Below are 15,804 nucleotides of genomic sequence, written 5' to 3' on the forward strand. Positions count from 1 at the left end.
GGAACCAAAGTTCCCCGTTTATTCATCTATATCAGTAGATTACATGCCAATTTTACAAGGCTGTGTATCACAGTTTACACCTGCGTCGAGAAAGTAATATCTATCGATATCAGCAGGTTGACAATCATCAGCAAGGAAGAAGTAAACTTCTCCGGCTCTGCCGCCTGATGCACAATGAAACACAACTCTGCCTTCCTGAGGCATTTTTGAAATGAAAGCGTCACAGCCTTCTGAAACTTCTTTTGAAGAAACCTGAATGCTTCCGGGGATTTTTCCCGCAGCGACTTCATTGTCGTTACGAACGTCCACGATAGTTACATCGGCAGGACGTGTGGCAGGATCAAGAAGCTTTTCTACGAAGAAAGAAGTAATGAGTATCCCAGGCTCTTCGACAGGGAAACCGCTTGCAGAATCAACAGCAACAGGCTTTTTAGCAACAGGAGCGTCACCGCCAGGAGCCATAGGCTGCCCCGCAGCTTTCCACTCAGGAGCCCCGCCAGCATATACAAGTATATTTGTGTATCCCATTTCAAGCATTTTTTCAGCTACGATATGAGATTTCTCACACTTGTATCCGCCACAGAAAGGAACTGACAAGGTATTTTTATCAGCAGGCAGATTGCCTTTAAATTCATCAAATTTTGTATCAGGAACAACAATAGAACCAGCTATTGTAGACTTCTTGAATTTTCTTTCAGGACGGGCATCTATGAATGTTGCACCTTTTGCGTGAAGCTTTTTAGCTCCTTCAAGTGAAACCTCATTGTATGTGCCGTTTTTGTCCCAGTCAGGCTGACCGTCAAGATAAATCTTAACATTTGTATAGCCTTTTTCTTTAAGTTTTTCAGCAACGATAAGTGATTTTTCGCACTTTACACCGCCGCAAAAAGTCACAACATAGTCTTCAGGACTGACTTCTTTAGCAAAAGCAGGAAAGAATTCATCGAACTTTGTGTCAGGGATAAGTTTTGAAGTCGGGATGTGGGCTCCGTCGTACTTTCTTTCAGGACGGGCATCAACGAGTGTGCCTCTGGATTTGTCCCAAACACCGTTTCCGATTATCATTTTAATTTCATCAATTTTCACAAGCTCAAAGTCGGCAGCTTTAGCCTGATCAGCAACACTTGCTTTTGCCTCAGCAACAGGCTTTTTAGCAGCCTGTCCGCAACCAAGCACAATAAGTGCAACCAACAGTGCAATAACAGTAAGCATTCTGCTCATTAAACGCATATACAACCTCCAACGTTTTTAATGATTCGCTCTACTTTTACTCAAAACAATGTTTTAATTAGTTTATATTAATATTAGAATAATAATATATTCAACTATTCATATCTTAATATAAACCTATATAATTGTTTACTTAACAGTTTCTTAGCTCATAGAACATAAGAAGTGTTATTTTCAACAACAGTTTGATTATACATTATATCTTAGGATTCGCAATGTTTATTGTATACAATTTATCAAATTTTCAACAAAAAAAAGGCAGCCCGAAGACTGCCTTATGCTATTGATATAATTAGTTAATTAATCATGTTCAGGAGTTTTAAGATCCATAAACTTCTCAGCTGCGAAATAGAGCACTAATGCGGTGCCTATCCCGAGAAGAAATATGCCCCACTCAGCGGCTGACGGTGAATATACAGCAAGCCCGCTTGCATCAGCGTGAACTCTCGCTCCAGGGTTTGCAGCTCTCATAACAGGAAGCTGTCCCGCAACTATAAAGTTTACTCTGGTAAAGAACAGACCGACCATAAAAACAAGTCCGGCAAGCCCGTACACTTTTGTGTTCCCTTTCGCTAAGAGAAGCAATGCAAGAGGAACTATTATGGCAAGTCCGATCTCGCCAATCCAGAAATGTGGAGCAAGTGGACCGCTTATCAAAGCCATAACAGACTGGTATGCTCCGTCAGGTGAGTTGAAGAGAGATGTAAGTATCTTCCAGAGATACAGAAAAATCATCATCCCTATTCCTCCGCTCATAAGCTTCGAGAGTGATTTCATTGCACCATTAAGCTCAGAAGGGATATTAAACTTATAGACAATATTGTGTACAAGCATAAGAAGTCCCGCACCTGCAGTAATACCTGATATCACAAGGAAAGTGGAGAAGTATATACCGTGAAACCAAGGTCTTGCGTTAAGCGAACCAAATACAAATCCAAGGTTTGATGTTGCAAGTGTACCTACCACAAGAGCGAGGAACCCGAGGATGCCTGCCATTTTGTGATCCTTTGCAGTCGGGTGAGCCTTAAAAACAATAACCAGCTCAAGAGCAAGGATAACAAGCTCGATAGAGTAGAAAACACCCATCCAGAGAATCGGAGCTGCGAGGTTAGGAGAAAGCATCATATAAATGATCATTCTGATCGGATGCCCTATCTCCATAAGGATCTGAGTGAAACCGGCAAGGAGTACAAATGTCGCAAGGACAACTATTCTTCTGCTGATTTTGTTAAATGACTCAAATCCGAAAGCGTGCCCCAGACCGCCGATGAAGGCGAGACCTGTGGATGTGATAACAAAATATGCATATGTACCGATAAGGAGTCCCCAAGGAACCTCTCTGTTAACGGCATACATTTCTTCGTGACCGTTGATGAAAACTATCAGAGCAGTCACAGCGCCTATTCCGGCAAGTACCAGACCGAGAAGTATCAGCGGCATTACGGGAATATCTTTATTATAAGTGATCAGCCCAGCAAGTGGACTTTTCTTTGCTTCTGCGTGTGATGACATTATTAATCCTCCGCCTACTTTATGTAAAAGAGTCTTGGCTTTGTATTTCTGTCTGCCTTAAGCTGGTAAGTAGCATTTTTGCCTTTCAGCTTAGCTGCTTCTGACTCAGGATCATTCAGGTCGCCGAAAACACGTACCTTTGTAGGACATGTTTCAACACAAGCCGGTTCTCTGCCTTCTGCCAGCCTGTGGTAGCAGAAAGTACATTTTTCTATTGCGTGGTGTTTCTCAGACACAAATCTTGCATCATACGGGCAAGCTGTCATACATGCTTTGCAGATGATACATCTTTTATAGTCGATGAGTACAACACCCTCATCTGTTCTGTATGTCGCAGATGTAGGACATACTGTGGCACATGGTGTGTTTTCGCAGTGCTGACACTGTGAAGGTTCAAACTCCATGCTGAGGTTAGGATATGTCCCCTGAACAGGCAGTTCAGCAACCCATATTCTATAAAGCTCATCACCAACTTCAACGCCGTTTTCGAACTTACAGGCAACAGTGCATGCCTTACAGTTCAGGCATTTTTTAGCATCTAATACAATTCCGAGTTTCTTTTCGCTCATTGTTGCCTCCGTTACGCCTTAGTAATTGTTACAAATGTTTCGTGCAGCGCAGCATTACCAGAGATAGGTTCGATATAATCTTCGAGAATCTCTGCCTGTGAGGCACCTTTATTGTAAACGTGGCTAAGCTGCGGTGAGAGACGACCGAAACCGTGAGCATAAAATACGCAGTCAGGGCGAATCTTCTCTGTTACGTATGCCGCAAGCTCCTGCTCTCCAACACTGCTTGTCACCTTCACCCTGTCGCCGTCAACAATGTTAAGCTTTTTCGCCTCAGCACTGTTTAACCACAAAGTGTTCTCTTTCTGAATCTCCCAGAGGAAGCCGTTGTTCTGAGTTCCTGTATGGGTGTTCCACGCGTGACGTCCGAGGATGAAACGATATTTACCCGGCTCAGGCTGGCGGGGTGCTCTATATGTAGGGAGCCCGTCAAGACCTTCCGCAACATATTTAACGTTAAGCAGCTCAATTTTACCTGTTCTGGTTTTGAACCTGTACCCCGGTTTCCTTGTATTTCCGTATGTTGGTTTATCGGAAAGATAGAAAACGCCCTCTTTAAGCATCTGCTCATATGCCCCCGGATGTCCGGAGAGCTGGTATTTAATATAGTCCTGAATAGGTTTATTAAGAATGCCGTCAACAATTTCATCTTTGAAATCATCTACTTCAAATTCGTCAGCATCATCCCAGAGTTCAGGAATTTTAACCATTTCATTAACCACACCCTGAGCTATGTCGAACATTGATTTTGTTTTGAAAACAGGTTCAACAACAGCCTGACGGAATGTTGCAATAGGCCAGATACCGGAAAGTGAGTGAACCACATCCCAGCGTTCAAGGTATGTTGACTCAGGGATAACAAGGTCAGCATAATAGGCAGCTTCTGTCATCTGAATGTCTATAGCACAGATGAATTCCATCTTGTCTATCATCTGCATTGTTTTCTTTCTGTTAGGTACAGCTTCTATAAAGTTTTGCTTATAGATAACCATGGCATCGACCTTATAAGGATCTTCCCTGAGAACTGCATCTCTGAGACGAGTCCATGAACCGTCTTTTTCAGAAAGGTAAGTACATGAATCTTTCGGAAGACCGGAGCTGGATCTTTCATCATCGGGAAGATTATTTGCAAAAGCCCCGTATGAAGCAACATCTATCCTGCTTTCTGCCTGCTCGTAATAAGGGAAAAGTACATCATACTTTTTTATAGGAACAGGAGACTTAGGACATATACCGCCCTCAGTGTCCCAACATCCGCATATGGCTGAAAGTATTGCGCAGGCACGGCGGAAGTAAACATCGTTCACATACCAGCTTGTTCTGCGTCCGGGATATGCTATAGAGCGAGGTGCATATTTGGCAAACTCTCTGGCTGTCCAGTAGATTTCACTCGCAGGGATTTCACATTCATTTTCAGCCCACTCAGGAGTGTATTGTTTAACATGAGCTTTAAGCTCTTCAAAACCATGAGTGTATTCGTTAACAAAAGCTTCATCGTGAAGATTTTCGCTTATGATAACATTAATCAGGGCAAGAACAAAAGCGAGGTCTGTCCCCGGCTTTACAGGATACCACTTATCAGCTTTCGCTGCGGTAGCTGTGTATCTCGGGTCAAGATAAACTATCTGCTGCCCTTTCGGTCTGTTTTTCTGAATATCTATTGAATCAGGTGTGACTATAGCCTCTGCCCTGTTTGAACCAAACATGATAGCAAACATAGCATTGTGCATATCTGCATCAGGGAAAACCCCGAAAACAGAAGACCACCCCTGAATAACAGAAGAAAGGCAAAGGGTTGGGTGCCTTACGGTGTTGAGTGAACCGTATGACTGTACAAGATAATGGAACATGTGCTCCTGAAAGCCCTCAGAAGATGCAAACAGGACAGAAGATCTGTTCTGATTTTTCACTTTATGCTCAGCAAGTTTTTCTGCAAGCATTTTGAAAGCTTCTTCATAGGATATCTTCTTCCACTTCCCCTCACCCCTTTCACCGACTCTGACAAGAGGAGTTGTAAGTCTTTCATGATTGTACGGCTCTTCAGCGCCAGCGTTACCACGAGCACAAAGCATTGCACGGCTTTTGAAAAACTTTGGGTTTGGATTGAGTTTCTTTATTTTCCCGTCTACAACGTGAGCAAAGAAACCACATTTGTTAACACACATCTCACAGCTAGATGCGATGTGTTTTTCGCCTTTTTCACCAGTAGGTGCTGGTGCATCATGACCACTGCTGGCCACTGCTTTAAAGGTAGTTAGGTTAGCAGCAAATACCCCAGCAGCTACTGCACCACCTGATGCCGCAAGAAAACGCCTACGGCTCAGACTCATACCGGAAAGCTTCATATAGGGACCTCCTAGTATTTCAATAACTATCAGTTATTTATAAACTTCACGCCAGTTCATGTTTTGTATACGGTATACAATATACATAGCATAAGATCGTATTGCAAGTGCTTTCTGTACAGTTTTATCAAATTTTATAACCGTGTTTCCTGAACTAAACGAAACGCATAAAGCACTATTACATTTAACAAAAATACATGGTTTATAACTGAATTATATTACTATTAATTCAGTAGGAATACCCATGAGCGAAACGAGTTTGATTTATTAAATAATCAACTCTAACATTACTTTACAAAAACACCTCTTATGTATAAAAATAAGAATGAAAAAATATAAAAATATACAGAAATTACGATTTAACTGTATGCAAACAATCTTATCAGCAACAATTGCGATATATAGTACAGTAAACGACTATAATTAGATTTTATATATATTCATAAAAATTTTGACTAAATATGACAACAGAGCACAAAAAACACATGCTGAACATTTAAACTTTTCAGTGTTATCATATCTATCTTGCTTATATAGATAAGGTCGAGATCATGCAAAGCTCTTAAAAAAACGTAAAAAGGCAGCCCGCACACGCCTTCAGCGGGCTGCCCTATATTTCAGCTTATCACGCAGATATTAGTATCTGTATGTGAAAGAAGCGTAAACTTTATCAACTTTATCTGTAACAGCCATCATAGTATCAAAGGCTGTCGCATCTTCGATCTTTTTAGGAGCGCCAAGGTAAGAACCTGAGCCTGTGTATTCGTAATCAAAGTGCTGGTATCCGATAGTAGCAAAAAGTCTGTCGCCAACGATCGGCTGATGATAGTAGACATCGTAAACCTTACCGCGAACAGCAAGTTTAGACCCTACAAGGTCGTCCTCAGCAGCAGTCATAGATACCCAATATTTACTACCCTGATTGTATTCAAAGCCGAATTTACCACCTGTGAGAGGTATCTCAGGAGTAGCAACACCAACCCAAACACTTGTACCGGTTTTACTATCTTTAGAACCAAGCATCCTGTCCATATCCATAAACTGATACATAGCAGACCTTGATCTGCCGTCAGGATGAGATTTGGACATAGCAAAAGAAGTAAACCATGAAAATCCGAATGTTTCACCCTGAGCAAGAAGTGAGTGCCATTCCATGTCACCAACTTCTGCGGTGGCTTCAAGCCTAGAAGAAGAGCCAGAATAGTTAGGAGTTATCTGGTATTCATCATATGAACCATCCGCACTGAGATCAGTATTCTGACCAACTACGGTAAACGGCATTACTGCTGCACCTGTGAAACCATCTGTCACACCAAAACCTCTTGCAAAGTTGTACCACAGCTTATACTGGTCATCATCGTAAAACTTAACAATAACACCAAGAAACTCAACGTCATCTACTTCAGGTGAAGCGATCAGCCCGTTATTAGCCGCCATAGCATTGCTTGAACCCCAGCCTGACTCAAAGCCTTTACCGTAACAAATCTTAATGAATGATCCTGGCAGAAATTCTAAAAGGTTTTCAAAATCGAACTGAAGTGAAGCACCGTCAAACTGCCACTGAATTATGTGAGAGAGAGGTGAACCGCCGAGAGTTGCGTATTCTGAATTTTCTTTACCGGGACCGAAAGTTGAAGGCCTTCTACCAAATGAGAAGTGCCAGCCAAGATCACCGATTTCATTTTTATAAACAAAATAAGCTCTCTCAACATGCAGTTTGTCATCAGTAGGAACAGAACCTGCATTACCGTCAAGGTACATAGACTTATATGATCCGTCCATCCACTGAACGTCACTTGCGTCAGACCATACTTTGTTCATAACAAGACGACCAGCAAAGGATAGCTTGTCATTGACACGGCTGTTAAGTCTGATTCTGAGCCTGTTAGTAAAAAGTGAACTGTTGTTATGGTCATATTTGCGCGGCTTCATATTAGAAAAAAGAGTTTTCATCATCTGAAGCTGAGTTGCTGAAAGAGTGGTAGATGAGAGCATATCCTGCATATATACCATCATTGCAGCTTCCATCTGAGATGCGCCATAATTGGTCATCATGTTACCAATAGCTGTCTGAACCTCTGCTGTTCCCATCCATGAAGTTATTTCAGGATTAGTCATCATAGCACCTGTCACATCAGGATTAGCAGCTAAATCTGTTATAAACTGATAAAGCTCCTGACCATAGACAGAGTTTGCAGCAAACGGGTCAAATGCGTCATTAAAACCATTATTGTTTGTATCCCATGACTCTGTAGCGTTTGCAGGATTACCATCAGCATCAGTGTTGATCATGTAACCTCTGAGCCACAGCCCCATCATGTCGTTACCCATCGCAGGAAGAGCCCTGACGTCTTTGTAGCTTATGCTGTCAACTCTCGTACGGAGCTCAACACCAATGTCTACTTTGTCTTTAATACGGTGTACTTCGTTTTTGTCCACACGCCTGGACATTTTAAGTACTTCATCCTGAAGCTCTGTAATCTGGGATTTCAGCTCTTCAAGAGTGACATCCGCTGCAAATGCAAAAGATGCAGGGACAAGGACCAGAAGAATCAAAGATATAATTTTCTTCATACAATACTCCCTAGTATTTATATGTGTCAGTCACCGCCTGTATGAACGGCAAGAGACAATAGAGGACCGTTGGGATTTGTCCTCTTCAATCCTTATTAACCATGCAAAAAATCCCCCGCAGAACTTTCAGCAAGGAGTGTCGCAGCAAGCCACTAAACTCTTTATTAAGAATCACTTACTTTCTGTAAAAACATCCTCCATAATCGGGTCAATATCATTTAAAAAGCCCGAAAGTATTACTGAAAAATCACGATAGAACGGCATGTCATCCCTCTTTGCCACCGCCGCGGCAAAGTGATCTGCGAGTACCGGTCCGTAATTCTCTAACACATTGTATAAATTATGCAGAGAACCATACCAGCTTTCCAGATTTTCCGGTTCTGACAGTTTTTTGAACAGCATAGAGATAAACTCGAGAACAATATAAACATGATCCTCAAGCTCGGTCACGTCTTCGCCTAAGACAAAACCTGCCCGTGCCATCCATTCCCGTATTTTAAATGTGCTTTCGCCATAAAGCATCTTATTATCTTCGGTATAAAAAGAGATATAAGGGACTATTTTATTACCGTCCATATCCTGCTCGAACAGTTTGATATAATCGCTCTCCATCTCTGTGTGATCATAAAGTGTTATTTTTGAATCTGAATAGTCTGAAATGAAATCTGCAAACGCTTCCCAGTTATCGTTAAGTGTGTCATAAACATCTTCTTCCGGATACCTGAAAACAAGAGAAAGAAACATAGAAACATTTGAAACAGCCCCAAATGTTTCGGCGTCCAGCTCAGCATCAGAAAGCATAGATTTAGCTTTCTCATAATTGCCTGCTAATACGTACATTTTAAAATCATTATATATAAACATTACAATAAACCTTTCCGCACTAATCTCTTATTTATTAGACTATATTTTTTTTTTAAAGATTTGTAAAGGGATTTTACAAAAGAAATGTATATTGTATACACTTTAAAAATATGGGGAGACAGCGCATCCCCCCATTTACTCTTATATATAAGCATTATAAAAGCATGTCACTCCAAATGCTTGTGGCCCAGTCCCGAGCATGTTTCCCGAAAAGAGCATTTCTTGTGGGGGAAACACCGCCGGAAACAGACATAATTCTGTCAATCTTTTCATCATACCTATACACTGCCGACACAAAAATCCCTTCAGTCTCATTTATCAGTGAATAGCATGTATTAACGTATGTCGGCTCAACAGGATCAAGCCCTTTCAGCTTACGAACCATCTGAACCGCGGCAACTTTAGCCATTGAGTTTGCAACATATCCCGATTTCGGCACGCCGCCAACAGCACCGTTATGGGTTGCATCACCTATAACATGTACACTGTCATATTTATATGACTCAAATGTCTTAGGGTACGCCCTAACCCAGTCATCGCCCTCATTGCTCATAAGCCCAAGATTAAAAGCAGTCTGATTTGCTTTCATTGCAGGTATGATATTCGCAACCTCAGGAACAATATCCCCCTGCTCTGAAACAACTCTACCAGTGGACGCATCAACGGACTTAATGAAATTGTCAGGCACATACTCTATAATGCCCTGATAGTAATCTTCCCATGCCGCCTTGAACAAAGGTCCTTTTGATACAATACCATCGTTGGAATCGAAAACAATGATCTTTGACCCCGGCTTATATTTCTTTATAAAATTTGCAATGAGCGAAATTCTTTCGTAAGGTCCGGGCGGACACCTGTATGGAGTGGGAGGTACGGACAAAAGAACAACTCCGCCAGGCTCCATAGCTTTCAGTCTTTCGGCGAGAAGAACAGTTTCATGCCCTGCCTTCATAGCAGCAGGAAACATCTCAATGGCAGCAGGATTGTTCAATCCTTCAATTGTTTCATATTTATATGATATCCCCGGAGAAACAAGAAGCAGGTCGTACTCAAGGACACCCTTAGTAGTCATAAGCTTTTTATTTACTGCATCCAGATCTTTAGCCTCAGCATGGACAACTTTTACACCATAATTCTTAACAAGCCCGTCATAGCTCTTAGTAATATCCTTCATTGTGCGGAAACCGCCGATAACCCAGTTACTGACCGGACAGGATATAAACTTTTCCTGACGCTCAACCATAACAACCTCGACAGAAGGATCCTCCAGCTTAATGTACTTTGCTGCTGTTGCTCCACCCCAGCCGCCTCCAAGTATAACTATTCTTTTACCTGACTTCGGCATAATAACACCGGAACCTTTGCTTACGCTGTCATTGTGGGAGCATCCGAAAATAGCCGTGCCTGCCGCTGCGGCTGTAGTGTATTTTACAAAATTACGTCGTGATATACTCATAATCTACTCCCCCTGTCTTAAGCCTGACAGATAATTTGCCAGAGCATTTATCTGCTCATCATCAAGGTCTGCAACCATGCCCATCTCTTCCGACTTAATAGCCCCTGAACGGTAGCGCTTAAGAACTTCTTTAAGATAACCGAGGTTTTGTCCGCCAATATGCGGATATTCGTCCAACCCCTCCCCTCTTGCTCCATGGCAGTCCATACAGCCGTTTTCTGCCGCAACCTGCCTGCCCATTTTACTTTTTGCAGAGTCAGTATTATTAGTAGAGTTAACCCACCCCTGAGAGGAATAATACAGAGCTATAGACTCAAGCTGTTCATCCGAATAACCTTTTGCAATAATCGACATCTCAACACTCCCCTCACGCTCCCCTCCAGAGAACTCTTTCAACACTTTTGCCATATAGTCCGGATTTTGCCCGCCTATGGTTGCAATATATTTTCCCGGTGTATTGCCTGATGTTCCATGACAACCCGCGCAGGTTTTACCAAGCCGGGCTCCTTCTGAAACATTTGCTTCTGAAAATCCGGCAACTGGAAGGATCAGAACCATAGCTGTAATTACAAAATTGAAAAGCCATTTTGATTTTTTCATACGCACCTCCGTACTAGTTATTTACAAAAAAAATGCTGTGAACAATTCTACCATATTAAAGAATTATTTCTTATAATACTTTTTTAATCTTATTTTACATCATTGTCAATACGGGCACAATATGAACTGAATATACCTAATAATCAAACATTACTATATGTGAACTATATCACTTTATTCAGCATATTATCAATATAAGCAGAAAATTGTATACAATGTACAAAAACCCCTTGAAATAATATTTCCCCAGTGTTATCTTACGAACAAACAAACACCAATTTATTTGGTTTTAGTAAGGAGAATTCATATGTTCAGAAAAGCTATGCTTGTTGTTCTTGCTGTTGTTTTCATGGCTACTAACGTTTTCGCTATGGATTTCAACGCTGGTGACGGTAGAAAAGGTAAAAGACTTTGGAAAAGATATCACACAAAATGCGCTGACGGTACAAAACTCAGTGCTAAAGCCGGTGCTGCTACACGCACACAGGCTCAGTGGAAAGACGCTTTCCAGAACCCTGCAAAACTTCCTTGCGGCGGTCAGTGGGAAGGAATCAAAACTACTGAAGATATGCAGGACGCTTTCAGATATCTCTACGATCACGCAGCTGACTCTGACCAGCCAGAAACTTGTGGCTAAGATCCGGCTTCTACAGTTATAATAATAAAGGCGTATATTACCTATGAGATATACGCCTTTTTTTATGCTTCAAGTTAAAACTATTAAGATCATTTAGGCTCTGTACTCTCACCTTTGTCATCTTCAACAGCACCAAAGATTGCATTCATTCTCGCCAATATGGTCATAGTAAGCTGTCTGTGCTCTTTAAAAAGCTCCACAAGCCCATCATAACTATCTGCAAGCTGTCTGTTCTGTATACGCAGAGATTCGATCTTGTCTTTAGCAGAGTCAAGCTCTGTCTCCAGCTTTAGTATCCTGTCGGAATTACTCTTTGATGTGACCTCCACAGCCTTATAGGAAGCAATGTCCGGCGCCTGAACATTCTGAGCGGAACCCGACGCACAGGAGATCAAAAAAAGAGGCATGGCAATTAAAATCAAAGGTCTTTTCATTTCGTCCATCCTAGTATATAATTTTCTGAATGTAACACTACAGAGCAGGCATAGCAAGGATATATTAAGTCTATTTATTTGGATTTACACTATTGACATGAATATGTCTTTCTGGTAGTCTCTACTGCTCATAAAAATAAACGAGGTGAAGAAGTGGCTCATACTCTTTCAGCAAATAAGAGAATACGTCAAAGCGAAAAGAAAAAACTCAGGAATAAGGCATACAAGTCTAAAATGAGAACAGTTGTTAAAAAATTCTATACTGCAGCAGACACAAACGATGTTGAAACTGCAGAAAAAGCCTACATGGAAGCTGTAAAAATAGTTTCCAAAGTAGGTCAAAAAGGTGTAATACACGAGTCTCAGGCTTCAAGAAGAGTCTCCAGACTTACACTTAAACTTAACGCTGTAAAATCTGCCTAATAATCCCTGATTAAATATAATAAATAACCGGAGCCTCTTGTGGGTTCCGGTTTTATTAATTTTATACCAGACAATATTGTTTTGTCTAATTTTACCAAACAATACTTAACTTACTAATACTTTGGACAATATATCTTTGTTCAGATTTTACTTGTCTTGTAACGTAATACTTCCGTATACTCTTCCATGCAAAAAAACACAGCAATTATAAGATGTGGCGCCATAGGAGATCTTATCTCCATCTCCTCAGCTGTAAGGAGCTACAAAGAGAATCATCCCGATGAGCACATCACACTCCTTTGCGGAGAGAGCTGCGCAGATGCTCTGCGACGTGCCCCCTATATCGACAACCTGATCACTCTTAACGACACGCACCTATACGAAGGCAACATATTCCAAAAATTCATAACTGCTGTTAAAGCTGCGATGAGCATAAGAAACTGCACGAAGTGCTTTATACTTCATAGTGACTTTCGATGGGAGCTTATAGCAGACCTAGCAGGCATACCGAATAAATATTCACTGCATAATAATGATATAAAAAAAAGCAGATATAAAATATACATGGAAGCCTTAAACGGCTCTGAACGTAATGATAGCAAACCTGTATTCCATTCTGAAAGCTTAACTCTGCCTCTTTATAAAGCTCCATATATATGCATCGCACCCGGCGGTGCAAGAAATGTTAAAAGTGACACCCCGTGCCGCAAATGGAGAGGATTTCAGACACTCATAGAGCTGATAAACATCAATATAAACATACATATTGTTTTACTGGGCAGTGCAGATGACTCAACAGGTATCAATAATGAGAAAATTATTGATATGTGCGGCATGACGTCTCTTTCCGATGCATATCATCTCATAAATGCCTCCGCACTATTCATAGGAAACGACTCAGGACTGCTCCACCTTGCAGCGTGCACCGACACGCCAGCCCTAGGCGTATTCACCGCAACATCCCCGGAAGTCGTTTTGCCTGCCGCAAGCAATGTGACCAGCTTACAATCACCCCTGAGATGTTCACCATGCGAACGTCAGGGTAGCTACAAACTTAACTGCGGGCAAGAGTGTACAGGTTCAATACCCCCTGAGGACGTTTTTAAGAAAGTGCTGAAAATACTAGATATGTAACGCAGGGCTGTGGCAGTCTCTGAGCTCGTTAGTTAATCCTGAGATTGCTTCGTCATTACATTCCCAGCAATGACTTATAAGCTCTAAAGCTGTAATTCGCTCATTCATCCACGTATAAATGTGTGGTGTTCTGTCTTCGACCGCATAATCAACAGTTTTTATCTACAAAAAAAGGGGAGCCTAAGCCCCCCTCATAAATATATGAAAATATATTTTAATTATCGTAGTACATGAAAAATTCGTATGGGTGAGGTCTGGAGTTAAGACCGGAAATCTCATCCCTTTTCCACTCAACCCAGCTTGCGATAACATCTTCAGTGAAAACGTCCCCTTTAAGAAGGAAATCGTGATCTTTCTCAAGAGCATTGATAGCCTGCTCAAGAGAAGACGGCATCTGCGGGATAGATGAAAGTTCAATAGGATCAAGATCATAAAGGTTTTTATCCATAGGCTCGCCCGGATCAATTTTGTTTTGTATCCCGTCAAGACCAGCCATCATCATAACAGTAAAAGCTAAGTATGGGTTAGCCATGGGATCCGGAAACCTTACTTCAACACGCTTAGCCTTTGGTGAAGGACTGTACATAGGGATTCTGAGTGAAGCTGATCTGTTTCTTGAAGAGTAAGCAAGAGAAACAGGAGCCTCAAACCCAGGAACAAGTCTTTTATAAGAGTTTGTTGTTGGGTTTGTGAAAGCGGCAATAGTATGTGCATGCTTAATGATACCACCGATGTAGTATAAAGCCATTTCGCTCATACCTGCATATTCTTCACCAGCAAAGAGAGGCTGACCGTCTTTCCAGAGTGACTGGTGCACGTGCATACCGGAACCGTTGTCCTCGAAAAGCGGCTTAGGCATAAAAGTAGCTGATTTGCCATATTTACAGGCTGTATTTTTAACGATGTATTTAAATGTCTGGAGATCATCAGCCATGCTGATCATATCGTTAAATCTCATATCAATCTCACACTGACCGCCGGAAGCAACTTCATGGTGAGAGTTTTCGATATAAAGCCCCTGCTCTTCCATTGTCATAACCATTTCGTTACGAAGGTTAAAAAGGGAATCAAGCGGTGGAACCGGAAAGTATCCTTCTTTAGGTCTGATCTTATAACCGAGGTTATGTCCCTCAGCACCGGTGTTCCAGTTGCCTTCTTCTGTATCGACTACATAGTATGAAGAGTTTTTTGTAGTATCATACTGAATGTTATCAAATATGAAAAATTCAGCTTCAGGACCAAAAAAAGCAGTATCTGCAATACCTGTTGACTGAAGATATTTGATAGCTTTTGCAGCTATATTTCTAGGATCTTTTGTGTAACGCTCTTTGCTGATAGGGTCAAAGATATTACAGATCATATATGCAGTAGGAATCTCAGTATATGGATCCATTTTTATTGTAGCAGGATCAGGGAGCATGATCATGTCAGAGTTATTAATAGCCTGCCATCCTCTGATGGAAGAACCGTCGAAACCAAGACCATCTTCAAATATGTCTTCTGTTATTTCGTGAGCAGGAACTGTTGTGTGCTGCCACTGTCCGAGAAAGTCTGAAAATCTGAAGTCAACGAGCTTTGCGCCCTTTTCTTCGATAAATTTGATTGCTTCTTTAGCTGTCATGTCGCCTCCTAAAAAATAACATTTTTTTTATCGTAAACTTTTAAAGTGCATTTTCTCCGGTTTCACCAGTTCTGATGCGGATAACCTCGTCTATCGGTATGATAAAGATCTTCCCATCGCCTATTCTTCCTGTTTTAGCTGCTTCTGTTATAACTTCCACAGCCTGAGCGACCATCTCGTCAGAAACGACAACTTCGATTTTGATCTTCGGGATAAAGTCGATCACATACTCAGCTCCTCTATAGAGCTCTGTGTGTCCTTTCTGTCTTCCAAATCCTTTAACTTCACTGATAGTTATCCCTCTGATACCTATTTCTGTGAGTTTTTCTTTCACGTCATCCAGTTTGAAAGGTTTAATAACCGCTTCGATCTTTTTCACCTGAACCTCCAAGCATAATGCATTAG

14 protein-coding genes are annotated in these 15,804 nt (G+C 41.4%); 3 read left to right on the forward strand and 11 right to left on the reverse strand.

Annotated features, from left to right (window positions below):
• Nucleotides 1-39: 39 nt before the first annotated feature.
• The 8 genes from DACET_RS08405 to DACET_RS08440 all read right to left on the reverse strand — a co-directional run bounded on the left by DACET_RS08405 (nt 40) and on the right by DACET_RS08440 (nt 11,150).
• The gene (locus DACET_RS08405; RefSeq protein ID WP_013010950.1) at nt 40-1,230 is read right to left on the reverse strand and encodes a rhodanese-like domain-containing protein; all 1,191 of its coding nucleotides are present in this window, start codon (nt 1,228-1,230) and stop codon (nt 40-42) included.
• Nucleotides 1,231-1,530: 300 nt separating this feature from the next.
• Nucleotides 1,531-2,742, reverse strand: coding sequence for an NrfD/PsrC family molybdoenzyme membrane anchor subunit (gene nrfD / locus DACET_RS08410; protein WP_013010951.1), 1,212 nt, complete (start codon nt 2,740-2,742; stop codon nt 1,531-1,533).
• Between the two features lie 14 nt (nt 2,743-2,756).
• Entirely contained in the window at nt 2,757-3,311 is a 555-nt protein-coding gene (locus tag DACET_RS08415; protein ID WP_013010952.1) for a 4Fe-4S dicluster domain-containing protein, read from the reverse strand.
• Between the two features lie 11 nt (nt 3,312-3,322).
• Complete coding sequence (locus DACET_RS08420) at nt 3,323-5,656, reverse strand: molybdopterin-containing oxidoreductase family protein (protein WP_013010953.1); 2,334 nt, start codon at nt 5,654-5,656, stop codon at nt 3,323-3,325.
• Nucleotides 5,657-6,292: 636 nt separating this feature from the next.
• Nucleotides 6,293-8,230, reverse strand: a complete 1,938-nt coding sequence (locus DACET_RS08425) for a DUF3373 domain-containing protein (RefSeq protein ID WP_013010954.1) — start codon at nt 8,228-8,230, stop codon at nt 6,293-6,295.
• Nucleotides 8,231-8,401: 171 nt separating this feature from the next.
• A complete protein-coding gene (locus DACET_RS08430) occupies nt 8,402-9,070 on the reverse strand; it encodes a TorD/DmsD family molecular chaperone (protein ID WP_169304213.1) in 669 nt (222 codons plus the stop codon).
• Nucleotides 9,071-9,248: 178 nt separating this feature from the next.
• Nucleotides 9,249-10,550 carry an NAD(P)/FAD-dependent oxidoreductase gene (locus DACET_RS08435; RefSeq protein WP_013010956.1) on the reverse strand — a complete coding sequence of 434 codons (1,302 nt, stop codon included), beginning with the start codon at nt 10,548-10,550 and terminating at the stop codon, nt 9,249-9,251.
• Between the two features lie 3 nt (nt 10,551-10,553).
• Complete coding sequence (locus DACET_RS08440; RefSeq protein ID WP_013010957.1) at nt 10,554-11,150, reverse strand: c-type cytochrome; 597 nt, start codon at nt 11,148-11,150, stop codon at nt 10,554-10,556.
• Nucleotides 11,151-11,457: 307 nt separating this feature from the next.
• On the opposite strand from DACET_RS08440, the gene DACET_RS08445 reads away from it, so the two are divergent.
• Nucleotides 11,458-11,787, forward strand: a complete 330-nt coding sequence (locus DACET_RS08445) for a hypothetical protein (protein WP_013010958.1) — start codon at nt 11,458-11,460, stop codon at nt 11,785-11,787.
• Nucleotides 11,788-11,876: 89 nt separating this feature from the next.
• Here the strand turns inward: DACET_RS08445 and DACET_RS08450 are convergent, their stop codons facing one another.
• Nucleotides 11,877-12,221 carry a hypothetical protein gene (locus tag DACET_RS08450; RefSeq protein ID WP_013010959.1) on the reverse strand — a complete coding sequence of 115 codons (345 nt, stop codon included), beginning with the start codon at nt 12,219-12,221 and terminating at the stop codon, nt 11,877-11,879.
• Nucleotides 12,222-12,374: 153 nt separating this feature from the next.
• Here DACET_RS08450 and rpsT point away from each other — a divergent pair, with 153 nt between their 5' ends.
• Complete coding sequence (gene rpsT, locus DACET_RS08455) at nt 12,375-12,644, forward strand: 30S ribosomal protein S20 (RefSeq protein ID WP_013010960.1); 270 nt, start codon at nt 12,375-12,377, stop codon at nt 12,642-12,644.
• Between the two features lie 186 nt (nt 12,645-12,830).
• Nucleotides 12,831-13,778 carry a glycosyltransferase family 9 protein gene (locus tag DACET_RS08460; protein ID WP_013010961.1) on the forward strand — a complete coding sequence of 316 codons (948 nt, stop codon included), beginning with the start codon at nt 12,831-12,833 and terminating at the stop codon, nt 13,776-13,778.
• A 214-nt stretch (nt 13,779-13,992) separates the two neighbouring features.
• Here DACET_RS08460 and glnA read toward each other — a convergent pair whose 3' ends face one another.
• Together glnA and DACET_RS08470 are read right to left on the reverse strand one after the other, a co-directional pair.
• Nucleotides 13,993-15,399 carry a type I glutamate--ammonia ligase gene (gene glnA, locus DACET_RS08465; RefSeq protein ID WP_013010962.1) on the reverse strand — a complete coding sequence of 469 codons (1,407 nt, stop codon included), beginning with the start codon at nt 15,397-15,399 and terminating at the stop codon, nt 13,993-13,995.
• Nucleotides 15,400-15,439: 40 nt separating this feature from the next.
• Nucleotides 15,440-15,778: a P-II family nitrogen regulator gene (locus DACET_RS08470; protein WP_013010963.1), complete on the reverse strand. Its 339-nt coding sequence runs from the start codon at nt 15,776-15,778 to the stop codon at nt 15,440-15,442.
• Nucleotides 15,779-15,804: the final 26 nt, after the last annotated feature.

It is taken from the genome of Denitrovibrio acetiphilus DSM 12809 (genome assembly GCF_000025725.1).
GTDB classification, from domain to species: domain Bacteria; phylum Chrysiogenota; class Deferribacteres; order Deferribacterales; family Geovibrionaceae; genus Denitrovibrio; species Denitrovibrio acetiphilus.